This is a genomic window from Sapientia aquatica (assembly GCF_004358105.1).
Taxonomy (GTDB): domain Bacteria; phylum Pseudomonadota; class Gammaproteobacteria; order Burkholderiales; family Burkholderiaceae_D; genus Solimicrobium; species Solimicrobium aquaticum.
In genome coordinates, this window is the sequence record NZ_SMYL01000001.1 from 900,216 (window position 1) to 921,976 (window position 21,761).

Genomic DNA, 21,761 nt, shown 5'->3' on the forward strand with positions numbered 1-21,761 from the left:
ACAAACATGACTTAGGTACTGGGAGCGGGTTTGTTCAACCTGCCTTAGATGCCCTTAGGCAATAAAGTTTCAACTTTTTTTACGTAAAGCAATATTACTTGAAATAAATTTCCCGAAACGATTTTTTGCAGATAACAAAACTCACAATTTTTCTACCAGAATTGCCAGATTAGAAAAAGTCTTGCAATAAATATTATTATGGGAAATACTCTGCAGCACTTTCTTACTCAAAAGGTAAAACAATGAATTTCACCGAATCGATTAGTACCTGTTTTAACAAATATGCCGACTTCAATGGTCGCGCCAGCCGTTCCGAATATTGGTGGTTTGTGCTGTTTTTATTTTTAGCATCGGCTGCACTGAATATGGTGAACCATTCTGGCATGCTCGGCGGCTTGTTTTCCCTAGCAACCATATTGCCGCATTTGGCCGTAGGTGCCCGCCGCTTGCACGACACCAATCGCAGCGGCTGGTTGCAATTGCTGTGGATTATTCCCGTGATCGGCTGGATTCTGTTGATCATTTGGATGGCGCAAGAAAGTCAACCTGGCACGAATCGCTTCGACTCCGCCGCGTAACACTGCCACCACCAGTTAAACATTCTGCCCGGATAGTCGGTTCTAAGCGACTTTCCGGCAGGATGATTTAATTGTTCTGACGTCGCTAAATTCAGCCCTGATTGCCGCCTTGGTCACGCCATCAACTGGCCCTATAATCGAGCCTCATTCATTCTCTAGTTCATCCCATCCTGCCTTTCATGAGCGTCGATCACTACGAAAACTTCCCCGTTGCTTCGTTTTTATTACCCGCCCGATTGCGTCCTGCAGTCGAAGCGTTGTACCTCTTCGCGCGCAGTGCCGATGACATTGCAGATGAAGGCGACGCCACCGATGCCGAACGACTCGCTGGGCTGAGCGCTTATGAGGCGCAATTAGCGTTGATCGAGCGCAACGAACTGCCCACCGATGTGCAATTTCAGCGCTTGCAGCAAATAATTCGGCAATACCAACTTCCAATCCAACCGCTATACCAATTATTGTCCGCGTTTAAGCAAGACGTGGTGAAAAAGCGCTACGCCAGCTACCCCGACTTGCTCGATTATTGCCAACGCTCGGCCAATCCCGTTGGTCAGCTTATTTTGCATTTATACGGTGCGGCAACAGCACAAAATTTTCGGGATTCGGATGCAATATGCTCCGCTTTGCAGTTGATCAATTTTTGGCAAGATGTCGCCATTGATTGGCAAAAGCAGCGAATTTATATCCCACAAGATGACTTGAGGCGCTTTGCCGTTACTGAATCCGATATCGATCAACAATGCTCACACGATGCATGGAAATCGTTAATGCAATTCCAAGTGCAACGCAGTCGCGAGTTAATGCTGTCCGGCATGGGGCTCGGGCGCAGGTTGCCAGGTCGCTTGGGCTTGGAACTGCGAGCGGTGATCCAAGGTGGATTAAGAATTTGTGAAAAAATTGAACTTGAGCAACATAACGTGTTCCAACGCAGGCCCAAATTAGGGCGCTGGGATTGGCTGGTAATTGGCTACCGGGCAATCTTTAAATGAACTGAGGCATAACATTTAACCAAGAATGGCTTTTTTACGATAATAAATTCAAGTATGATACGGTCACAAAACGACAAAGCCCGGAGAACGCTGCAACATTGCGACGCAGCAAAATTGTGCAAAGTTAAGTAGAATCAAGGTTTAACAAATTCCCAATCGCAACACTAACTAGACAAACCAACAGTCAGCATGTTTTCTTTAACGCAATCTAAAGCCCGCACTCGCTTTGCCTTTAAGTTTAAGGCAGCGACTTGGTGCGCACTGATTGCTTTAATTACCGCGCTCGCTTTTGTCTCGCTCGTTACGACCGCGGCAACCCACCTGCACAGCACAGTTCAAGAAACTCAGGACTGCTCGATCTGCGGCGTTGTGACCAACAAAATTGGCAGCGGCTTGACCAGTTTGTCGCTCTCCGCAACCCAGTTTTTCTTATTATTTGCGGCCCTCGTCGTCGCCTTACGCAGCGCTAATTACATAGCGCCTGCAGAGCTTCCTCCAAGCTGCGGCCCACCCCGCGCCTAATCCCCTCCCCTTTAAAACGCTGCGCCCGTTGTCCTAGCTCGATTGGGTTAACACCAATCGGCCATTGACAGCGCGGTAGCGAAGCACTCATTTCCGTCAACTTGGCAGCGTACCGATTCATCGGCCTGCCGCGGCCCTGCTTGACATAGTTACCCAACACGTCATTTCGTAAAAGATTAAGGCTTACCATGCAACACCAATCCAGTATTCCCGCGCGCCGCACACTTTCATTGGCTATCGCTACCATGTTAGCCGCCAGCGCCAGCTATTCATCCCCGCTCAAGGCCGCTGAACCGGATGCAGATCAATCCACTGTGACGCCTGCCACCACCTTGCCAGTACAAAATACGATTGTTATCACTGCACCAGAGCACTTACGCAGCGCCCGCACCGAATTGCTGCCTAACATCGGCACCACGGTTTATTCGATTGATAAAAATATGATCGACAATCTAGGCCAAGGCGACAGCACGCCGTTTGACGATGTGTTGTTGCGTATGCCGGGCGTAGTGCAAGACTCCAAAGCGTCTGGCTCGCTGCACATTCGCGACGATCACGGCAATGTCCAGTACCGCGTTAACGGGGTTGAGCTGCCGGAAGGCATTTCAGGATTCGGTCAATCGGTTGATACCCGCTTTATTTCCAATATTGATTTTGTGACGGGCGCACTGCCAGCTCAATATGGCTTGCGGACTGCGGGCATTATCGATATTCAAACGAAAGAAGGAAATATAGAACCCGGCGGACGTATCGGTATTTTGATGGGTAGCAACAATTATGTTGAGCCAAGCGCGGAAGTCTTTGGTGGTAAAGGCGGTTTTAGTTACTACTTGTCGGGCAGTTATACCCAAAATTCCATCGGTATCGAAAACCCTACGCCAAGTAAAAACCCCATTCACGACGATACGCATCAAAGCAAATCATTCGGCAATCTTTCCTATTATTTCAACGATGATTCGCGCGTCAGCTTACTGTTTGGAACCTACGATGGCCGCTTTCAAATCCCGAATAATCCCCAACAAACGGCGCAATACTCATTGGCTGGTTACAGTGATTTAACGACTGGTTTTAATAGCTATCCCTCTGCCTCATTGAATGAAAATCAAAAGGAAGAAAACCGCTTCGTGGTGCTGTCGTATCAAAAAAGTCTGGGTAATTTGAATTTCCAAGTTTCGGGCTACCACCAATTCTCTAAAACGCTGTACACGCCTGATCCAATCGGCGATTTGATTTATAACGGTATTGCGTCAGAAAACATGCGTAGTAGTTCTTCCAATGGACTGCAATTCGATAGCAGCTACAAACTCAACGATCAACACACAGTACGCGGCGGTGTGGCGTACAAAAATGAAGTAACCCATAGCAATAACAGCTCGCAAGTCTTTGCGGTAGACGGTGAGATCATCAGCACCACGCCATTTACGATTATCGACAACGCCAGCAAGACCGGCACGACCGGTAGTTTTTATTTGCAAGACCAATGGACTCTGTCGAAACAGCTCACCTTGAATTACGGTGTACGTTACGACCAAGTGTCGGCTTACATTCAAGAACATCAATGGAGTCCGCGTTTAAATTTGGCGTTTAAAGCAACTGATAGCACGGATTTCCATGCGGGTTATTCGCGCTATTTCACACCGCCGCCACAACAATTACTCGCGCCTAACAGCGTCAACAAGTACGACAACACCTCTGCGCAAGGTGAGATTTTGTATTCCGACCCAGTCAAGGCAGAGCGGACTAATTATTATGATTTGGGCGTGAGTCACAGAGTGAATGACAAACTCTCGCTGACTGCTGACGTGTACTACAAGCAAATCAGCAACTTGCTCGACGAAGGCCAATTCGGCCAAGCCTTGATTTTGTCGCCCTTTAATTACGCCAAAGGCTATGCCAAAGGCTTGGAATTATCGGCAATTTATAACGATAAAAATTGGGGGGGCTTCTTAAATTTCTCTATGCAGAAAGCCCAAGGAAAAGACATCATCTCGGGTCAAGCGACGTTTGCCCCAGACGAATTAGCCTACATCGCCAATCATTACGTTTATCTAGATCACGACCAAGCATTCTCCGTTTCTGGCGGCGCAAATACAAAATTAGGCGAATACAAACTAAGCGGCGATTTCATTTACGGTAGCGGCTTACGCAATACACCGGACGGTGGCGCGCCGAATTCGGCCTCATTGCCGGACTACGTGGTCTTCAACACCAATCTAACGCGCAATTGGAAGAACAGCCCCATCGGTAACGTCGAAGCGCGGGTAGCGTTATTAAACTTATTTGATCGTTCCTATTTATTGCGTGATGGCACCGGCATCGGCGTGGGCGCGTCGCAATACGGCGCTCGTCGCACTTTGTTTGTCGGGATTTCGACTAGCTTTTAAAGGAGTAGCCCGCTCATCGATGATGCAAAATCGATGAGCGGGAATGAAAACGCACCAAAGTTTTACCATTGACTTGATGCACAGAAATACTATTTAATACGGCGGAGCTACGGAAACGTTAAATCAGTTCACCGCCGATCCCCATTAAATAGAGCGTCGTATTCCAACGACGAAACCATCATGACAAAACTCGCTGCGCTCCCCATCGCTTTACTAAGCGTCTGCTGTACCCTGATTTCCCCTTCCCAGGCCGCCGAAACGAAACTTAGCACCATTGCAGAGCGATCGGGATTTCAGAAAACTGGCCGCTATGCCGAAGTGATCGAACTCTGCACAAAATTCCAGCGAACCTATCCTAAGCAAGTCCACTGCACAGAATTCGGTCGCACTCCAGAAGGACGTCCCATGTTGGCCTTGATCGCCAACAATAACGGCGTATTTAGCGCCAAGCAAGCCAAACAGCGCGATCTGCCCGTGCTGTTGATTCAAGGCGGTATTCATGCGGGCGAAATTGATGGCAAAGACGCCGGATTTCTTGCGCTACGCGAATTGCTCGACAACAAATCACCAACCAATCCGCTCACCAAGCAAGTCTTGATCTTTGTTCCAGTATTCAATGTCGATGGACACGAACGCTTTGGTCGCTGGAATCGCCCTAATCAAGTCGGACCAGAAGAAATGGGCTGGCGCACCACGGCGCAGAATTTAAATTTAAACCGCGATTACGTCAAAGCCGATGCGCCTGAAATGCAAGCGATGTTGGGCTTGGTGAATCAGTGGGATCCCTTGGCTTATATCGATTTGCATGTCACTGACGGAGCCAAGTTTCAACACGATGTATCGGTGCAAGTCTACCCAGCACAAGTCGGTAGCAAACCGATCAAAGCGGGCCAAAGCGACGAGTTACAGCAAGCAGGAACGCAATTGCGCGATAGCGTTTTGGCCGATTTAACGGCACAAGGATCGATGCCTTTACCGTATTACCCGTCATTTGCGCAAAACGACGATCCGAGTTCGGGATTTATCGACAGCGTTTCCCCTCCCCGCTTTTCACATGGCTACTTTGTGCTGCGTAATCGTTTCGGCATGTTGGTTGAAACGCACTCGTGGAAGGATTACGCCACCCGAGTGCGCGTGACCCACAATGCGATTGTTGCGGTGATTAAGCAAATTGCGCTGCACGGCGCCCAATGGCAAAAATGGGCCAAGCAAGCAGATTTCGATGCGAGCAAACTGGCTGGCTTGCCGGTCATCATGAGCTACAAAACGGACGAAACCGCGCGCACTATTGCCTTCCAAGGCTATGCCTACACGCGCGAACCTTCCGATATCTCGGGCGGTTTAATGACGCATTACGACGACACCAAACCACAAACCTGGCAAGTACCGATGCGCGATCAACTGGAAGTCGATTTAGCCGTCGTTGCGCCCAAGGGCGGCTACCTTGTTCCTGCGGCAGAAGCAGGCTGGGTCGCGCAAAAACTCACTCAACATGGCATTGAATTTCATCTATTAAAACAAGCGCAGAACCAAGTCGAACTGCAAGCGTTTCGTGCGGATAAAACTAGCTTCTCGGCTGGCTCATTTGAAGGACATCAAACGTTAAAACTACAAGGTCAGTGGAAAGCAGAAAAACGTTCGGTCGCCGCTGGCGCGCTGTTCGTTCCCATCGCGCAGCCCAAGGCACGCTTAGTAATGACCTTACTAGAACCGCAATCGGTTGATTCACTCGCGGCGTGGGGCAAATTCAATAATGCCTTTGAGATGAAGGAGTACATGGAAGAATATGTCGCCGAAGACGTTGCACGCGCTCAATTGGCAGCCGATCCGCAGTTAGCTATCGAGTTTAAAAATAAACTCGATAGCGATCCCGCGTTTGCCAAAAATCCGTTCGCTCGCTTGCAGTTTTTTGCACGTCGGCACGCTTCTTGGGATGAGCGTTTCAATCTATATCCGGTATTGCGCAGCGACTTTATTCCAAACTGAGGTCAATGGCTTTGCGAACGTAACCTAGCTATTTAGGACGAAAAGAAAGGGCAGATTTCTGCCCTTTTCTATTTCATGCGACTCGTATCCACTTATTTTAAGAATGGATAATCGGTGTAGCCTTTTTCGTTACCGCCGTAGAACGTGTCACGATCCGGTGTATTCAATTCGGCACCTTGTGCAAAACGCGCTACCAAATCAGGATTAGCGATAAATGGACGACCAAACGCGACCGCATCAGCCAAACCTTGCTCGATCAATGCATTGCCTTCCTCCGCGCTGTAATTACCGCAGCAAATCAATGTGCCATTAAACGCAGCGCGCATTTGTTGACGGAATTCATCCGATAACACCGGACCGCCAACCCAATCTGGCTCGGCGATATGCACGTAGGCGATACCGCGCTCGGACAATGCTTTTAATAAATACAAAGCCATTGCTTCTGGTTCCGCGTCCGCGATACCGTGCGCGTTAAAGTGCGGCGATAAGCGAATACCAACCCGATCTGCGCCGATTTCAGCAATCGCTGCATCGACTACTTCCAAGGTCAAACGCGCACGATTTTCTAAGCTGCCACCATAATTATCGGTACGCTGATTACTGTTGGTCGCCATAAATTGCTGCAGTAAATAGCCATTGGCAGCATGCACTTCCACCAAATCAAAGCCCGCACGTTTGGCGCGCTGGGCTGCTTGGCGATATTGAGCGACGATGCCTGGGATTTCACTGTTTTCCAAAGCGCGCGGCATTTCTGGTGCGACGTTGGACGGAGTACCATCCGGCAAAATCACAAAAGAGCGGCTGTTCTCAGGAACAATAGCGGACGGGGCTACAGGCTGCGCACCGTTTTCTTGCAATAGCGGATGAGAAATTCGGCCGACGTGCCACAGTTGCAACGCGATATGTCCACCTTCGGCATGCACCGCATCGACCACTTTTGCCCAACCCGCTTCTTGGGCATCGGTGTAGATGCCCGGCGTCCAAGCATAACCTTGGCCTTGGCGCGAGACTTGACTCGCTTCGGTGACGATTAAGCCAGCCGTGGCGCGCTGCTTGTAGTATTGAACATTCAATTCGCGCGGCACATCACCAGCACCGGCGCGTGAACGTGTTAATGGTGCCATGACGACACGGTTGTTTAATTGAATCGAACCCGTTTTAACTGGGGAAAGTAATTTTTTATACATGAAAACCTCGAAATACTAGACTGGTCGTCTAGTCACTAGTTAAAAAAATGAGCGATACCATTTCGCTCAAACCTTACTAACTACACTTTAAAATCTACTTAAAAACCTCTAACTGAAACCAACCTTAAAATCTTGCTGGGAAAGCTATTTCACCCCAACAAGCCAATAATTCATCACAACAACAATTCGGTCTGCTGCAAGGCCAAATCCAACGGCAACAAACTGCGTTTAACTTTTGCCACCAAGGACGCGCCGACCCACATCGAATACAGTGTTTCAGCTAATTCCACTGGGTCTTTTTGGGCTGATACGCTGCCATCGGCTTGCGCCAGTTTGATCGCTTGTGCAATCTGGCTAGTAATCCGTTCCATTCCCTCGGCCAAGGTGCAACGCATCGGTTCGGATAAATCCGATACCTCAGCAGCTAATTTAACCGCTAGGCAAGAATTATGACCTTCGTGGGCGGCAGACTTTTCGCGCCAATACGTGAAATACGACAAGATACGGTCGCGCATTGAGCTGGACTCATTGGCAAACAAGGTTGTGAGCCGCTCGTCATAATCGGCAAAATAGCGCTCTAATAAGGCAACGCCAAAACCTTCTTTGGATTGAAAATAATGGTAGAACGAGCCTTTGGGAACTTTTGCGGTTGTCAGAATTTCGCTCAACCCTAAATCCGAGAAGCCACGGTTAACAATCAAACTCTCGCCCACCGCGAGAATTCGTTGTTTGGTATCTTGAAATTGAGCAATTTTTTCCATAAGCAGTATTTTATTAGACCAGTCGTCTAGTTGTCAAGTAAACCGAACTTTTTACTCCCAAAACAATCGTGGCAAGCTATTTTTCATTCACATCTATATTTGATTGATAAAGCGCAGCCTTTCAGATACGCTAGCTTTTTTTGCAATAAAACAAATCGCGACACTCCGCTTCCGAGACAATTCACCATCGAATAATCGCCATGACTGCACAAGCAACTTCCGCCACGCCAACATTGCTACCGAATCGCCCACTAAACTCAAATGACATTAAAGTCCTGTCGCTCGCTTCGCTCGGTGGCGCACTCGAGTTTTACGACTTCATTATTTTCATCTTTTTTGCTTCAGTTTTTAGCGGGCAGTTTTTCCCAGCCGATTTAAGTCCATTTTGGAAAACCTTAAATACTTACGGCGCTTTCGCCATTGCTTACTTCATGCGCCCAGTCGGTGGCATTATCATGGCGCACTTTGGTGATTTAGTTGGCCGAAAACGCATGTTCACGTTGTCCATCGTGTTAATGGCGCTACCAACCTTATGTATCGGCTTCTTGCCAACGTTTGAACACATAGGCTACGCGGCCCCGATTTTATTATTGGCGATGCGCATGCTGCAAGGAATTGCCATCGGGGGCGAAATCCCAGGCGCGTGGGTATTTGTGTCTGAACACGTTCCGGCAAACCGAGTCGGTATCGCCAACGGAATGGTTACCGGCGGATTAACCGCGGGTATTTTGCTTGGCTCGTTAATGGCTTTATTGATTAATTCGAGCTTTTCCAAAGCCGACATCACCGACTACGCTTGGCGCATTCCGTTCATCGTTGGCGGATTATTGGGCTTTGTGACGGTCTATTTACGTCGCTACTTACACGAAACGCCCATCTTCAAAGAAATGCAGGCACGCAAGGCGTTGAGCGAAGAATTGCCAATCGCAACGGTCTACAAACACTTCAAACCACAGATTTTGCTCTCCTGTCTAACAACCTGGTTGCTCACCGCGGGAATTGTTGTGGTGATTCTATTTGCGCCGGAGCTGATGAAGTCCGATATTTTTAACGTTCCACCTAAAGTCGCGTTAACTATGCAGAGCTTTACCATCATTGCTTTGGCGATAGGCTGCGTTTTTACCGGACATATGTGTGACAAGCACGGCGCTGGTAAAACGTTTGTAGTGATGTGCATTGGGCTGGCCATTAGCAGCACTATTTTTTATCACAGCATTGGCAACGTGGATTATGTAACTCTCACTGTGATGTATGTGGTGACCGGATTTTTCGTCGGGATTGTTGGTGGAGTACCGAATATTATGATTCTGCTCTTCCCTGCCAAGATTCGCTTTACCGGCATTTCTTTTTGCTACAACGTGTCGTATGCCATTTTTGGTGGCTTAACCCCACTGTTTTTAGGAATCGCCAACAAGAGCTATCCATTAAGCGCGTCGTATTACGTTGATTTCCTCAGCATTGTTGGCGTTTTTTGCGGGCTGTATTTAGTAAAGAATCGCTTAAAGCTTGCAAACTAATTTGAAACGAAAACAAAAAAGCCGACTGAAGTCGGCTTTTTTATAGGTCCATGCTTTATCCGAGGATAACAATCCGTTGAAGAGCTTCAACGAATAAATAAGAAGTTGGCGAGCCTGATCTGCGGCACTTACGGGAAATGACTGTGGCTGCTTCGTTCCCGACCTGACCAGATTGGTCACACCGCAATGCGCAGGGACCCGCCAGCGCGCATTATACTGTAAGTCCGACTGAATGGGAACCTTGGATTCCCCGTCGATTCTCAATCAGATTCCGACCATTATTACAAACCGAGCTCCTGCCAAATACTATCCACCCGCTTCTTCACGTCCGGCGACATGGCAATCACTTGCCCCCATTCGCGATTGGTTTCGCCCACCCACTTGTTGGTCGCATCCAAGCCCATTTTGCTACCCAAGCCGCTCACCGGCGAAGCGAAGTCCAAGTAATCGATCGGCGTATTGTCCACCATTGTCGTATCCCGAAGGGGATCGACCCGCGTGGTAATGGCCCAGATGACTTCCTTCCAATCGCGAATATTCACGTCCTCGTCCACCACGATGATAAATTTGGTGTACATAAACTGGCGTAAAAAGCTCCACACCCCAAACATCACGCGTTTTGCATGACCCGGGTACGCTTTTTTAATCTGCACCACCGCCATGCGATAACTACAGCCTTCGGGTGGCAAATAAAAATCGGTGATCTCTGTGAACTGCTTTTGCAGCAATGGCACAAAAACTTCATTTAATGCCACACCCAAAATCGCCGGTTCATCCGGTGGTTTGCCGGTATAAGTGGAGTGGTAAATCGGCTTTTCACGCATAGTAATTCGATCAATCGTGAAAACAGGGAAATAATCTTGCTCGTTGTAATAGCCGGTATGATCGCCATAAGGACCTTCCAGGGCGTGTTCATAGCCGCTTGGATGCGATGAGTCGGGATAGATATGTCCTTCCAACACAATCTCAGCTGAAGCGGGTACGCGCAACTCGCTGCCAATTGCTTTCACTAGTTCAGTCCGGCTGCCACGCAACAGTCCTGCGAACTGATATTCCGACAAACTATCCGGCACCGGCGTTACCGCTCCTAATATAGTAGCGGGATCAGTTCCTAACGCGACCGCAATCGGATAAGGCTTACCCTTGTTAACGATTGCATGCTCACGAAAATCCAGTGCGCCGCCGCGATGCGCCAACCAGCGCATGATGACTTTATTGCGCGCTAAAACCTGCTGTCTATATATACCTAAATTTTGGCGCTTCTTATGCGGACCTTTTGTGATCACCAAGCCCCACGTAATGAGTGGGGCGACATCGCCCGGCCAGCAATGCTGAATTGGCAATCGGGCCAAATCAACTTGATCGCCTTCCCACACGATTGTTTGACATGGCGCACTACGTAATTCTTTGGGAGCCATATCCCACATCGCTTTAACTAGACTGCCCATCCCAATCAAGTCTTTAAATCCTTTGGGTGGTTCAGGTTCTTTTAAGCTCGCTAAGACGTGACCGATTTTGCGTAAGTCACTCAAATTTTCTGCGCCCATTCCCATTGCCACACGCCGTGTGGTGCCGAATAGGTTCCCTAACACGGGCATATCAAAACCGGTAGGTTGATTGAATAAAAGTGCAGGACCTTCAGCGCGCAAGGTTCTATCGCACACTTCGGTCATCTCCAAAACGGGAGAAACAGGGGTGTTTACCTCTTTTAACTCCCCTTCTGTTTTCAATTGAGCAATAAAATCGCGTAAATCGACATATTTCATACAAATTTTAAGTTTTTCTAAGGTTAAACGGCTCAATCAAGAAAAAATGCCAAGTGATTGATTTCATTGTTATTTATTGCGGCGCAGCATAAATATTTAGATTTAAAAGTAATAGCTTTTAATTTTTATAGTATTGACTCGATATAAACAGCCCCCTACAATTCGCCCAATTCAGAAATAGTTCGGATTAAGCAATCAATGCCTAAGCAGAATTATTTGTTTTATTCGGGATTCCATTAGATTTAAGGATGGTTGCAGTACCAGCCCTGACACGGCACCCCCGACAAGTTGTTTGACACTGTGGCGACGAGCGTTTGCGCGAAATCACGACAGTGCATGATGTTAGGCTAATTTGTTAGCTTACGCCAGACAACTCCGGCATCTGGATTGATTAACTTACATGATCGGCCAATAGAATTGACCGCTCCTCCAAAGTTAAAAGTTATGGTCGCCTAGACGTAACGCCAGATGATGTATCTGACTCGCATTATTTGTCTACCGCTAGATATTCAGCGGTATCCGAGCAAAGCGACATTTCAGGAGAAAAAATGTTTCAACAAATGTTTAACCCGACGCCCAGTTTTAGCGAACCCGGCGTCCAGCTTCAAATCGTTGTGCCGACCAAGCGCAACTTTGTCCTCACGATGTTGCATCACGCCTTGATGGTTTTGGGTGTGGCAGCAATTACAGCGCTGGCGATCATGTTCTTCAAACCAGAGCTTACAGACGAATTCCAATCTATTTCCCCCTTCTTTAAAGAAACCGAAATGGATGATGCGCCACCAATTTCACTGGCCACCATTGCAACCGATACGGCAACATCCGCAGCGAGCAATATACAAGACGCTCAATTGATTGGAGATGCAAGACAGCAGCAATCCGTCACGAATTGGCTATCAAAGCGTTATCGCGTGGCCAACGATGCGACCAACATGCTGGTGTCCGCAGCGTACTTGACCGCCAAAGATATTAAGCTGGACCCACTGCTGATTCTGTCGGTAATGGCGATTGAATCGGGGTTGAATCCTTTTGCTGAAAGCCCAGTTGGCGCACAAGGCTTGATGCAAGTCATGTCCAAGGTGCATCAAGAAAAGTTCGACGATTTGGGCGGCGTGAAGGCTGCTTTAAATCCAGTTGCTAATATCCGCGTTGGGGCCCAAATTTTAAAAGAGTACGTCACTCGCGGCGGCTCAGTTGAAGCGGGTTTAAAACTGTATGTTGGCGCGGCCATGTCGGATAACGACGGCGGCTACGGCAATAAAGTCATCGCAGAGTACAAAAAGCTCAAAGATGTGGCTAACGGCAAAAACGTGCCTATCTATAACACGACAAGTACAGCAAGTGCACCGAGCGCAGTGTCTAAGCCAGCCGTGATTAAGGTCACCGATAAGTTGACTGAAAGTCGCGCTGAACCAGAGCGTTTATCAGCGATTTGATTTTTGCTCGCTTGGGCAAGAACGAGAACGAAAAAAAACGGCACTTAATTAAGTGCCGTTTTTTGTTAGCTGAAACTAACGATCAATTACTTGCCCGCGTCAATTTCGACTTGGCGCAATTGGCCTGACAATTTATCCAATACGCCGTTGACGTATTTATGCCCATCGATCCCACCGAACGACTTGGTCAATTCAACCGCTTCGTTGATCACGACACGATACGGAATCTCTAAATGATTCTTTAATTCAAACGCGCCGATTAATAAGGCGGCATGTTCAACTGGCGACAATTCGGTAATCGGACGATCTAATAGGGGCGAAATCACAGCGCGTAACGCCGCCACATCTTTAATACTGCCATAAATGAGCGCGTCGAAATGCTCTTGATCGGCTTTGTCAAAGCCATGAGCTTGACGGATATGCGCTTCAATCACGGCAACATCTTCGTGATTTAATAGCCATTGATAAATTCCTTGCAGAACAAATTCACGGGCTCGATGGCGCGGTGAACGGCTTTTACTTGGATTTGCGTGTTGGGTTTTGGTAGTCATTATTCTTAAATTCCGAATTAGGCGTCGTAGTTGGCGTCTTTGGCAGTTTCAGCCAATTCTTCCAACGCCAGAGTTAAATTGGCCATTTCAACCGCAACACGGGCAGCGTCACGGCCTTTTTCATGCATGCGCGCGATGGCTTGCTCGTCGTTTTCGGTCGTCAATACCGCATTAGCGATTGGCAGGCCAAAATCTAAACCGATGCGAGTAATGCCAGCGCCTGATTCATTGGAGACTAATTCAAAATGATAAGTCTCGCCACGAATCACGGCACCCAACGCGATCAATGCATCAAATTGCTGAGTATCGGCCAATTTTTGTAATGCTAATGGAATTTCTAAAGCGCCCGGAACGGTAACATGCAGGATGTCTTCACCGACCACGCCCAATGCCAACAACTCAGTCACGCAGGCGCTGAACAAGCCTTCGCCGATTTCTGAGTTAAAACGGGCTTGAACGATGCCTACGCGAACGCCTGCACCGTCTAAATTCATTTCATAAGCTCCAACTGTCATCGTATTCTCTCTTGCGCACTGTGCGCGTTAGTATTAATTAAAAAAGCTGCGATCAATTTGCGTTTTTTTCTTGATAGCCAACAACTTCCAGATTGAAACCGGTCATCGAAGGCATTTTGCGTGGGCTGGATAATAATTTCATTTTTCGCACGCCAACGTCTTTCAAAATTTGAGCGCCGATCCCGTAGGTGCGCAAGTCCATGCTGGCGGCGCGACCTTGTGGCTTAGCTTTTGGCGTTGATAACGCTGAAAACTGAGCGAACATTTGTTCGGCAGATTCTTCGCAATTCAATAGCACCAAAACACCGCTGGGTGCAGCTTGAATCGCTTGCATCGCTGATGCAATATCCCAAGAATGCGTAGTGACCTTGCATTCCAATAAATCGAGCAACGAAACTGGTTGATGAACGCGCACCAAGGCTGTTTCATCGGCCACGATATTGCCCTTCACTAATGCTAAGTGGGCCGAGCCGCTTGGTTTGTCGCGGTAGGCGATCGCTTTGAATTCGCCATGTGCAGTCGTCATAGTGCGCTCTGCCACGCGCTCGACAAAACTCTCGGTCTGGCTGCGGTAGTGAATCAAGTCGGCAATCGTGCCAATTTTAATATTGTGCTGCTGACTAAATTCAATCAAATCGGGCAAACGGGCCATGCTGCCATCGTCATTCATGATTTCGCAAATTACGGCGGCGGGAATCAAACCGGCTAATTCAGCGAAATCGCAACCCGCTTCGGTATGGCCGGCACGCATTAACACGCCGCCTTTTTGCGCGCGCAACGGGAAAATATGCCCCGGTTGCACAATGTCGCTAGCGCCGCGTTTAGGATCGACCGCCACTTGAATCGTTTTGGCGCGATCTGCGGCGGAAATACCGGTCGTGACGCCTTCGGCGGCTTCAATGGAAACGGTAAAATTGGTGCCGTAAGCAGTACCGTTTTTGGTCGCCATCATCGGCAATTGCAATTCGTCGCAACGTTCTTCGGTCAGCGTTAAACAAACCAATCCACGGCCATATTTGGCCATAAAGTTAATTGCTTCTGCTGTAACGAATTCGGCCGCCATGACTAAATCGCCCTCGTTTTCGCGATCTTCTTCATCGACTAAAACGACCATGCGCCCTGCGCGCAATTCGGCAACGATTTCTTGAGTGGTGGATATAGACATTTATAGTGTTTGGATGATGTTGGTGTAACGAATTTCTTGCGGAGTAGCTCGCGCTAACAGGCTTCATTTAGTCAAACTCTGCCTATCGGTAATGCAGCTATTCGACTAATAAACTTGTGGAATTCGGGCAAAGCGACATTTTATAGGATTTAGCAACCCGCGTTGTACTAGATCATGACGGATTCGGGCAGAACTCCAATTAATTTTGACTAGAACTACAATTTTATACAAATAACATTGCTGCACTTACAATTTAGCAAGATTTTGGACGTAGTTTTGACGTAAACTTCTGTTCATGCAATTTTCTCCCGTTGTTGCATGAGTGAACTTGATCCCTGCCTAGTGCAGGGATTTTTTTGTCCGTGCTTACAAAAGAATTATCTAAAATTGGCAGCCATCAACAGCACCGGGCGACCGCCGTTGATTTCGAGATAATCACGAGCGGCTTGGAAGATTTGCTTTTTGCCGTTATAGAACGAATAGAGCAAATCATTGCAATCCATCGAGTACGCGCCGAATTGCTCACGCAGCGCCTCACAGGAAATTTCGCACCAAATATAGTGGCCGTCGACCAAGGTTTGAAAAGAGATGGTGCCCATGGCAGTGACTTTGGGCATAACCAAGTTGGGGAAGCTGATGTCCATTGAAAACCTCTGACTCAATAAAACGCGCTAAATAATCCACTAAGACAGGGGCGCTTTTTATCAAGAAAACTCCGGTCACCACAGCATCTGCAAAGCAGGATGAATAAAAACGCCTGCAACTAATATAAGCACTTCACATATCGGTAGCAATGATTTTCCGCAATATTTCCGATAATAAATCGTGACTTTGCCGAAAACAAAATGTTGAGCAAAAGCATCTTAAAACCGATACCATACTGCAACTCAAATTAATCATTTCAATAATGAAACTATTCCTACGATTTAGTCCAACGAAAACCATGCGCCAATTGATGGTTTTATTGCTTGCCGCCGCGGCGTTCAACGCCGACGTATCGGCTAAACCGCTGGTGCGCTGCGAAGTCACCTACGCTGGCACGACCCACATTATTGATAGCATCATCAATAACAATCCGGAAGTCGATGCCGGTGGCGCCTACATTGCAGAAGCAAGCGATATTGGTGGGCGCTTTCGCTTCAAAACAATTATGTTGGGCAAAAATGATGCGTTGACCACGATCAAAATTTATGTGTTTTATGAAGCACGTCGTCAGCCGGTTTTGCTACAAGAAGTCAAGTATGAGGCGCCGTTTTCGCTGTCTAAAAAGCCGCATGATTTAACTGGGATGAACTATTTATATTCACCGCCATTAGGACGCGAATTGCAATACGGCTGCGCATTATTGGACGACAACAAAAATGATTAAACCAATGAAAACTATCTTATCCACTGCCCTATTTTGTGCGACATGCATCGCGCCGCTGGCAGTTTATGCACAAACATCGAGCGTGAGTTTGGTATTTGCCGGCGACATTGTGCTTGATGGCGGCCCGGGTAAAGTCGTTGAAAAAGGACATGATCCCTTTGCCGCTTTCGCCTCAGTATTTAGCAGCGCCGACATCCGCGTTGGAAACCTAGAATGTGTCGTAGCGACCAAAGGTGTAGCAGAAGAAAAAAACTTCAACTTTCGCGCCAATCCACGCACCTTACCGATCCTGAAAAAACACTTTGATGCGGTGTCGATTGCCAACAATCATTCCGGCGATTTTGGGCGGCCTGCGTTTGAGGAAATGCTAGGCTTACTGGACCAATCTGGGATTAAGAAATTCGGGGGCGGACATAATCTGACCGAGGCGCATACGCCAGTTTTAATCGAACGCAAGGGAATCAAAATCGCCTTGCTAGGCTACAACGAATTTATGCCGCGTAGTTTTGAAGCGGACGAACATGGTGCCGGAACGGCATGGAGCGAGGACGAACAAGTCGTTGCCGATATTAAAAAAGCGCGTGAGTTTTATCACGCTGATTTAGTTATTCCGGTTATGCATTGGGGCTGGGAAAACGAACCGCATTCTAGCGCTCGGCAGCGCCAATTGGCGCGTCTCATGATTGATGCCGGTGCGGATTTAATTATCGGCGGCCATCCGCACGTGACAGAAGAAGTCGAATATTACCAAGGTAAATTAATCGTTTATAGCGTGGGAAATTTCATGATCGATGCGTTAGATAACGACGCGCAAACGGTGGGTTGGGTGATGAAATTCAATTTAGAAAAGACTGGCTTGCAAAGCTGGAATACGACCATTGCGCATATCAATCCGCAAGGAATCCCAACGCCGGGTTGGAATGAGTCTAGTCCATGCGGAGGCATAGATGCTGCTTCCCTTGGGCAGTGCGTTAATACCAAACCGACCAAGTAAGACTGCACTCAACTTTGCTTAAATTAGTTAGCTAGCAACGGTTCTTTAACCCGTTCTGGCTTGCCGTAGACGTGCCGAATTTCCATATAAATGCTAATCAAGCGCAGCAATTGCGTGAACGGAACAGGTTTGCTGAAATGAGTAATTCCGACCGGCAAACCGCCGCGCTGTTTTAGCTCGTCCTCATTTAAACCAGTCACCACAACGATGTGCATGGTGTGACCCAATGTGATTTTCTGCAGCGCGTCCAACATTTGGATGCCGTCCATACTTGGCATGACGATGTCAGTAATCAATAAATGCGGGCAGCGTTCGCCAATACGGATTAACGCTTCAAATCCGTTACTGACTGTGCGAATCCGCACGCCTTGCCCCAAGCTCGACAATTGCAATTCAATCAAACGGCAATTAATGTCGTCGTCTTCACAGATCAATATTTCAAAAAACTCGCTGGTGGAATCGCGCGTCTGACGCGCCTCCATCATTTCCTCGACCGAATGCCGCAAAATGCGGCGATGGCCACCCGGCGTTTTCCACGCTTGCAAGCAGCCGTTTTCCACCCATAGTTGAACGGTTCTGACGCTAACATCCAGATAATTCGCCGCTTCGCGGGTTGACATAATGTCCGCAGAAGGCTCGTTGCCCATACTGACTCCCTAATTGTATTAATTGAGTTTATTGGCAATGTCAGAAATTACAAGGAACAAATGAATAAGCCCAATCGAAGCGCTTATCTTTGAACTGCACGAATAGTGCGACAGAATTGAAGAGGTCGAAATTCAGTAGTTGTTAACGCAGCAAAACGGCATAGCATTGCAAAAACCGCTCTATTTACCGAACAAAATTGGAATCAACCAAGGCAATCGACAGCGCTAAAATTTGACTCAATGTCCCTCGTCAATAATCCAGTCAGGTTGATGCACCTCCAAATAGTTAAACAAAGCGTCGACCACATCCGGATCAAATTGCGTTCCTCGGCGCTCTTTAATGTAGGCGATGACTTCGGGTAACTCCCAGGCATCTTTATAAGGACGACTATGCAAGAGCGCGTCGAACACATCGACGACCGCAACGATACGCGCTGAAAGCGGAATCGCGTTGCCGACCAATCCTCGTGGATAACCGCTGCCGTCAACATGCTCGTGATGACCACCAGCGATCTCCGCACCAATGCTCAAACTGCTAATTCCTTCCACCGCGCTCGCCGAGTGATTAAGCACGGCCTCTCCTATCGTGGCATGCGCTCGCATAATGGCGCGCTCTTCATCCGTATGCTTGCCAGGCTTGAGCAAAATGGCGTCGGGAATTCCGACCTTGCCCACGTCATGCAAGACGCTGGCAATGCCGACGAAAGAAATGAAACTTGGATCGATATCTTTGCCTAATTTTCCGCTCGCCAATAATTCGGCAACGATCGCATCGGTTAAACGACTCACGCGCCGCACGTGTCCGCCGGTGTTGGCGTCGCGCGATTCGGCCAAATCGGCGAGCGCGATTACTGTCGCTTCTTGCGTAGTTTTGAGCAGCTCAAACATTTGCAGATTATCAAACGCCGCCGCAATCCGATCACAGAAAATATCCAACAAATTGCACTCAGTCGGTGTTAATGAGCGCGCTGGCGCAAACGCTACCGCAAATTGTTTGCCTTGTGCGGCACTAATCGACAGCACATCAACATTGGGACTGAATGAATTTTTTTTGTCGCGGAAAGACTGGAGAATAGCCGCTGACCACGGATGGTCGTCCGGCAAAATATCTTGATCAAGTAAATCCCTCGGGTGACCAATCGTGGCAATCACTGTTGGGATCGGATTGTTATCCGCGGCTACTTCGGACATCACGCATAAAATGCCTTCGGTTCCAAAATCAAGAATCGCGCTAATTTGCGTTAATACGCCAGAAGCGAGCTCCTTGAGTGAATCGGTTTTGTACAGATTGTTTACCGCTTGCAGAATTTTATCCAAGCCGCGTCGATTGGCTTCAATAGTCTTTAAGCCCTCGTAAGCGCGCAAGGAGGCGATCACGCAGGTAAACATTTTTTGCGCGGTTAATTCGGTTTTTAATTTGTAATCGTTAATGTCGTAATCAACGATAATTTTTTGTTCCGGCGCCAAGCCCGGTTGACCGGTGCGCAACACGATACGCACCATGTCATTTTTTAATTCATCGCGGATACGTTTAGCTAACACCAAACCGGCATTTTCGGTTTCCATTACGACGTCGAGCAAAACCATACAAATATCGGGTTCGTCGCGCAGCATCCGAAAACCCTCTTCACCGGAATAAGCCGATAGCAGCTCAATATCGCGATTTTTAAATGAAATATTGTTGAGCGCTAATCGCGTGACGGCGTGCACATCGGCCTCATCGTCCACAATTAGGATGCGCCATTTGTTCGACAATTTGTTGTCGATTTTGGGACTGTCGGCCAAGTCTTCTTCCAGCCAATCGACGTCATCGTTGTTGTCATGCGGCATAGTGTGTGGTCTCTTTATCAATTGAAATTCACGTTTCGTAGAGTAATGAGTCCTATCGGCTTCAATTCAGCATAGCAGTTGGCATTAATTTTTCAATTCCAGATTGCGTCGATTATTCGAAGTCGATTTAACTAGTACGATGGGTGCGGATGAAGTGATACATTGCCGTTTTTTGGGTGGATGAGCACATTTACGATCGAATTACAGTGCGATGATAAATTTGATTTATATTTAACAATAGATGCCGAAAATCAATGCTAAAATTCTCACTCGATATTCGCACAACCAATCCCAAGGAGATTCGCTTGACCGCTCAGCACACGGCATCCAACGGCTCGTTATTTCAGCAGATCAAAGATCATATCCTGCATGAAATAAAGCTAGGGCATTGGCGTGAAGGAGATGTCATTCCAACCGAGCAGGCATTATCGAAACAGTTCAACGTCTCGCGCATGACGGTCAACCGCGCACTGCGCGAATTAACCGCGGAACAAATCCTAACGCGCATCCAAGGCTCCGGCACTTATGTAGCGCAGCAAAAATACAAAGCTACGTTGATTCAGGTTAAAAATATTGCGGAGGAAATTAAAAACCGCGGTCACTTTCACCGCAGCGAGTTGCTATGTTTGGAGCGCTGTAAGGCAACTGAAAAGCAAGCACGCCAATTTGAGGTGAACTTGAATCACCTGTTGTTCCATTCGGTGATTGTGCATTTTGAAAACGATGTGGCAATTCAAATTGAGGATCGCTGGGTTAACGCCGAGATTGCGCCGGAATACATGCACCAAGATTTTTACACTATTACGCCGAATGAATATCTGATGAAAGTCGCTCCGCTACAAGGCGCAGATTATTCCATCGAGGCTTGCATTGCACCCGCCAACATTACCGAAATGCTGGCCATGAATCCCAAAGAACCTTGCTTGGTGCTCAATCGGGTAACCAAATCCATGGACCGCATTGCTTCAGTCGCCACCATGTGGCATCCGGGCATGCGCTACCAATTTACCGGCAGTTTCAACTAGAACGCTTATCTAGAATCTATAGACGTAAAAAAAAGCAGCGCAGAATTATCTGCGCTGCTTTAATCTTTATAGCGTTGAAACGTTGCCGCTGTGACTGCCTTAATTCATTAACGAATCAAGTTAGTCAACAAACTGCTCATTACCCACCATACCGATTTTAGTCACACCCAAACGCTGTGCTGCGGCCATCACGCTAGCTACCGTTTTATAGGCAACCAACTTGTTCGGACGCAAATGCATTTCTGGTTGATCTGGAATCGCGGCAACCGCGCGCATGTGATCTTCCAGCGATGCGTGGTCAGGGATGACTTCACCGTTCCATAAAATCGTGCCATCAAAATCGATGTCAATATTGACCACCGTCGGCTGCACCAATTGCGGTGGTGGCGTGCCGTTGGGCATGTTCAAATTTACCGCGTGATTTTGAATCGGAATTGTAATAATCAACATAATGATCAATACCAACATCACGTCGATCAACGGCGTCATGTTCATCTCGATCATTACATCCGGTTCGGCTGAACTGCCGCCCGAGCTGA

The 21,761-nt window shown here is 47.9% G+C and carries 20 protein-coding genes and 1 other RNA gene; 10 read left to right on the forward strand and 11 right to left on the reverse strand.

The genetic code is table 11. The features are described 5' to 3' along the window. The first annotated feature begins 242 nt into the window (after positions 1-242). The 5 genes from E2I14_RS04040 to E2I14_RS04060 all read left to right on the forward strand — a co-directional run bounded on the left by E2I14_RS04040 (position 243) and on the right by E2I14_RS04060 (position 6,459). Complete coding sequence (locus tag E2I14_RS04040) at positions 243-578, forward strand: DUF805 domain-containing protein (protein ID WP_133325623.1); 336 nt, start codon at positions 243-245, stop codon at positions 576-578. 179 nt (positions 579-757) lie between these two features. Then, positions 758-1,567: a squalene synthase HpnC gene (hpnC, locus tag E2I14_RS04045; protein WP_133325625.1), complete on the forward strand. Its 810-nt coding sequence runs from the start codon at positions 758-760 to the stop codon at positions 1,565-1,567. A 189-nt stretch (positions 1,568-1,756) separates the two neighbouring features. Next, positions 1,757-2,089: a hypothetical protein gene (locus E2I14_RS04050; RefSeq protein WP_133325627.1), complete on the forward strand. Its 333-nt coding sequence runs from the start codon at positions 1,757-1,759 to the stop codon at positions 2,087-2,089. Between the two features lie 188 nt (positions 2,090-2,277). Then, positions 2,278-4,473, forward strand: a complete 2,196-nt coding sequence (locus E2I14_RS04055) for a TonB-dependent receptor (protein ID WP_165967740.1) — start codon at positions 2,278-2,280, stop codon at positions 4,471-4,473. A 180-nt stretch (positions 4,474-4,653) separates the two neighbouring features. Beyond that, positions 4,654-6,459 (forward strand): M14 family metallopeptidase, encoded by a 1,806-nt coding sequence (locus tag E2I14_RS04060; protein WP_133325629.1) that lies wholly within the window; start codon positions 4,654-4,656, stop codon positions 6,457-6,459. 92 nt (positions 6,460-6,551) lie between these two features. Here E2I14_RS04060 and E2I14_RS04065 read toward each other — a convergent pair whose 3' ends face one another. Together E2I14_RS04065 and E2I14_RS04070 are read right to left on the reverse strand one after the other, a co-directional pair. Then, positions 6,552-7,646, reverse strand: coding sequence for an alkene reductase (locus E2I14_RS04065; protein WP_133325631.1), 1,095 nt, complete (start codon positions 7,644-7,646; stop codon positions 6,552-6,554). A 173-nt stretch (positions 7,647-7,819) separates the two neighbouring features. Beyond that, positions 7,820-8,407, reverse strand: a complete 588-nt coding sequence (locus tag E2I14_RS04070; protein ID WP_133325633.1) for a TetR/AcrR family transcriptional regulator — start codon at positions 8,405-8,407, stop codon at positions 7,820-7,822. Between the two features lie 200 nt (positions 8,408-8,607). Here E2I14_RS04070 and E2I14_RS04075 point away from each other — a divergent pair, with 200 nt between their 5' ends. Continuing rightward, the gene (locus tag E2I14_RS04075; protein WP_133325635.1) at positions 8,608-9,924 is read left to right on the forward strand and encodes an MFS transporter; all 1,317 of its coding nucleotides are present in this window, start codon (positions 8,608-8,610) and stop codon (positions 9,922-9,924) included. A 104-nt stretch (positions 9,925-10,028) separates the two neighbouring features. Here the strand turns inward: E2I14_RS04075 and ffs are convergent. Together ffs and ubiD are read right to left on the reverse strand one after the other, a co-directional pair. Continuing rightward, an RNA gene (gene ffs, locus E2I14_RS04080) (signal recognition particle sRNA small type) lies at positions 10,029-10,127 on the reverse strand. Between the two features lie 78 nt (positions 10,128-10,205). Beyond that, on the reverse strand, positions 10,206-11,690 hold the full coding sequence (gene ubiD, locus E2I14_RS04085; RefSeq protein ID WP_133325637.1) for a 4-hydroxy-3-polyprenylbenzoate decarboxylase: 1,485 nt from the start codon (positions 11,688-11,690) through the stop codon (positions 10,206-10,208). A gap of 548 nt (positions 11,691-12,238) precedes the next feature. Between ubiD and E2I14_RS04090 the strand changes: the two genes are divergently transcribed. After that, positions 12,239-13,126, forward strand: a complete 888-nt coding sequence (locus E2I14_RS04090) for a lytic transglycosylase domain-containing protein (RefSeq protein WP_227544572.1) — start codon at positions 12,239-12,241, stop codon at positions 13,124-13,126. A gap of 86 nt (positions 13,127-13,212) precedes the next feature. On the opposite strand, the gene nusB is transcribed toward E2I14_RS04090, so the two are convergent. From nusB to E2I14_RS04110, 4 genes are all read right to left on the reverse strand, one after another. Next, on the reverse strand, positions 13,213-13,677 hold the full coding sequence (gene nusB, locus E2I14_RS04095) for a transcription antitermination factor NusB (protein WP_133325639.1): 465 nt from the start codon (positions 13,675-13,677) through the stop codon (positions 13,213-13,215). A gap of 17 nt (positions 13,678-13,694) precedes the next feature. Continuing rightward, positions 13,695-14,192 carry a 6,7-dimethyl-8-ribityllumazine synthase gene (ribH, locus tag E2I14_RS04100; RefSeq protein ID WP_133325641.1) on the reverse strand — a complete coding sequence of 166 codons (498 nt, stop codon included), beginning with the start codon at positions 14,190-14,192 and terminating at the stop codon, positions 13,695-13,697. Positions 14,193-14,244: 52 nt separating this feature from the next. After that, entirely contained in the window at positions 14,245-15,357 is a 1,113-nt protein-coding gene (ribBA, locus tag E2I14_RS04105) for a bifunctional 3,4-dihydroxy-2-butanone-4-phosphate synthase/GTP cyclohydrolase II (RefSeq protein WP_133325643.1), read from the reverse strand. 377 nt (positions 15,358-15,734) lie between these two features. After that, positions 15,735-16,001 (reverse strand): DUF1488 family protein, encoded by a 267-nt coding sequence (locus E2I14_RS04110; RefSeq protein WP_133325645.1) that lies wholly within the window; start codon positions 15,999-16,001, stop codon positions 15,735-15,737. A gap of 299 nt (positions 16,002-16,300) precedes the next feature. On the opposite strand from E2I14_RS04110, the gene E2I14_RS04115 reads away from it, so the two are divergent. After that, the gene (locus E2I14_RS04115; protein ID WP_133325647.1) at positions 16,301-16,726 is read left to right on the forward strand and encodes a hypothetical protein; all 426 of its coding nucleotides are present in this window, start codon (positions 16,301-16,303) and stop codon (positions 16,724-16,726) included. A 4-nt stretch (positions 16,727-16,730) separates the two neighbouring features. After that, on the forward strand, positions 16,731-17,720 hold the full coding sequence (locus tag E2I14_RS04120; RefSeq protein WP_133325649.1) for a CapA family protein: 990 nt from the start codon (positions 16,731-16,733) through the stop codon (positions 17,718-17,720). A 23-nt stretch (positions 17,721-17,743) separates the two neighbouring features. Here E2I14_RS04120 and E2I14_RS04125 read toward each other — a convergent pair whose 3' ends face one another. Then, the gene (locus E2I14_RS04125; RefSeq protein WP_133325651.1) at positions 17,744-18,367 is read right to left on the reverse strand and encodes a response regulator; all 624 of its coding nucleotides are present in this window, start codon (positions 18,365-18,367) and stop codon (positions 17,744-17,746) included. 237 nt (positions 18,368-18,604) lie between these two features. Continuing rightward, positions 18,605-20,197, reverse strand: coding sequence for a response regulator (locus E2I14_RS04130; protein ID WP_133325653.1), 1,593 nt, complete (start codon positions 20,195-20,197; stop codon positions 18,605-18,607). 254 nt (positions 20,198-20,451) lie between these two features. Here E2I14_RS04130 and hutC point away from each other — a divergent pair, with 254 nt between their 5' ends. Beyond that, the gene (hutC, locus tag E2I14_RS04135; RefSeq protein ID WP_133325655.1) at positions 20,452-21,222 is read left to right on the forward strand and encodes a histidine utilization repressor; all 771 of its coding nucleotides are present in this window, start codon (positions 20,452-20,454) and stop codon (positions 21,220-21,222) included. Positions 21,223-21,342: 120 nt separating this feature from the next. On the opposite strand, the gene E2I14_RS04140 is transcribed toward hutC, so the two are convergent. Continuing rightward, positions 21,343-21,761: ExbD/TolR family protein (locus E2I14_RS04140; protein WP_206105568.1), on the reverse strand; the 419-nt coding region annotated here is incomplete at its 5' end.

Coding starts and splice junctions, on each gene's coding strand:
- E2I14_RS04115 (WP_133325647.1), top strand. CDS start 16,301: ATGCGCCAATTGATGGTTTTATTGCTTGCCGCCGCGGCGTTCAACGCC.
- E2I14_RS04060 (WP_133325629.1), top strand. CDS start 4,654: ATGACAAAACTCGCTGCGCTCCCCATCGCTTTACTAAGCGTCTGCTGT.
- E2I14_RS04125 (WP_133325651.1), bottom strand. CDS start 18,367: ATGGGCAACGAGCCTTCTGCGGACATTATGTCAACCCGCGAAGCGGCG.
- E2I14_RS04120 (WP_133325649.1), top strand. CDS start 16,731: ATGAAAACTATCTTATCCACTGCCCTATTTTGTGCGACATGCATCGCG.
- E2I14_RS04040 (WP_133325623.1), top strand. CDS start 243: ATGAATTTCACCGAATCGATTAGTACCTGTTTTAACAAATATGCCGAC.
- nusB (WP_133325639.1), bottom strand. CDS start 13,677: ATGACTACCAAAACCCAACACGCAAATCCAAGTAAAAGCCGTTCACCG.
- hutC (WP_133325655.1), top strand. CDS start 20,452: ATGCTAAAATTCTCACTCGATATTCGCACAACCAATCCCAAGGAGATT.
- E2I14_RS04130 (WP_133325653.1), bottom strand. CDS start 20,197: ATGCCGCATGACAACAACGATGACGTCGATTGGCTGGAAGAAGACTTG.
- hpnC (WP_133325625.1), top strand. CDS start 758: ATGAGCGTCGATCACTACGAAAACTTCCCCGTTGCTTCGTTTTTATTA.
- E2I14_RS04055 (WP_165967740.1), top strand. CDS start 2,278: ATGCAACACCAATCCAGTATTCCCGCGCGCCGCACACTTTCATTGGCT.
- ubiD (WP_133325637.1), bottom strand. CDS start 11,690: ATGAAATATGTCGATTTACGCGATTTTATTGCTCAATTGAAAACAGAA.
- ribBA (WP_133325643.1), bottom strand. CDS start 15,357: ATGTCTATATCCACCACTCAAGAAATCGTTGCCGAATTGCGCGCAGGG.
- E2I14_RS04070 (WP_133325633.1), bottom strand. CDS start 8,407: ATGGAAAAAATTGCTCAATTTCAAGATACCAAACAACGAATTCTCGCG.
- ribH (WP_133325641.1), bottom strand. CDS start 14,192: ATGACAGTTGGAGCTTATGAAATGAATTTAGACGGTGCAGGCGTTCGC.
- E2I14_RS04050 (WP_133325627.1), top strand. CDS start 1,757: ATGTTTTCTTTAACGCAATCTAAAGCCCGCACTCGCTTTGCCTTTAAG.
- E2I14_RS04110 (WP_133325645.1), bottom strand. CDS start 16,001: ATGGACATCAGCTTCCCCAACTTGGTTATGCCCAAAGTCACTGCCATG.
- E2I14_RS04065 (WP_133325631.1), bottom strand. CDS start 7,646: ATGTATAAAAAATTACTTTCCCCAGTTAAAACGGGTTCGATTCAATTA.
- E2I14_RS04075 (WP_133325635.1), top strand. CDS start 8,608: ATGACTGCACAAGCAACTTCCGCCACGCCAACATTGCTACCGAATCGC.
- E2I14_RS04090 (WP_227544572.1), top strand. CDS start 12,239: ATGTTTCAACAAATGTTTAACCCGACGCCCAGTTTTAGCGAACCCGGC.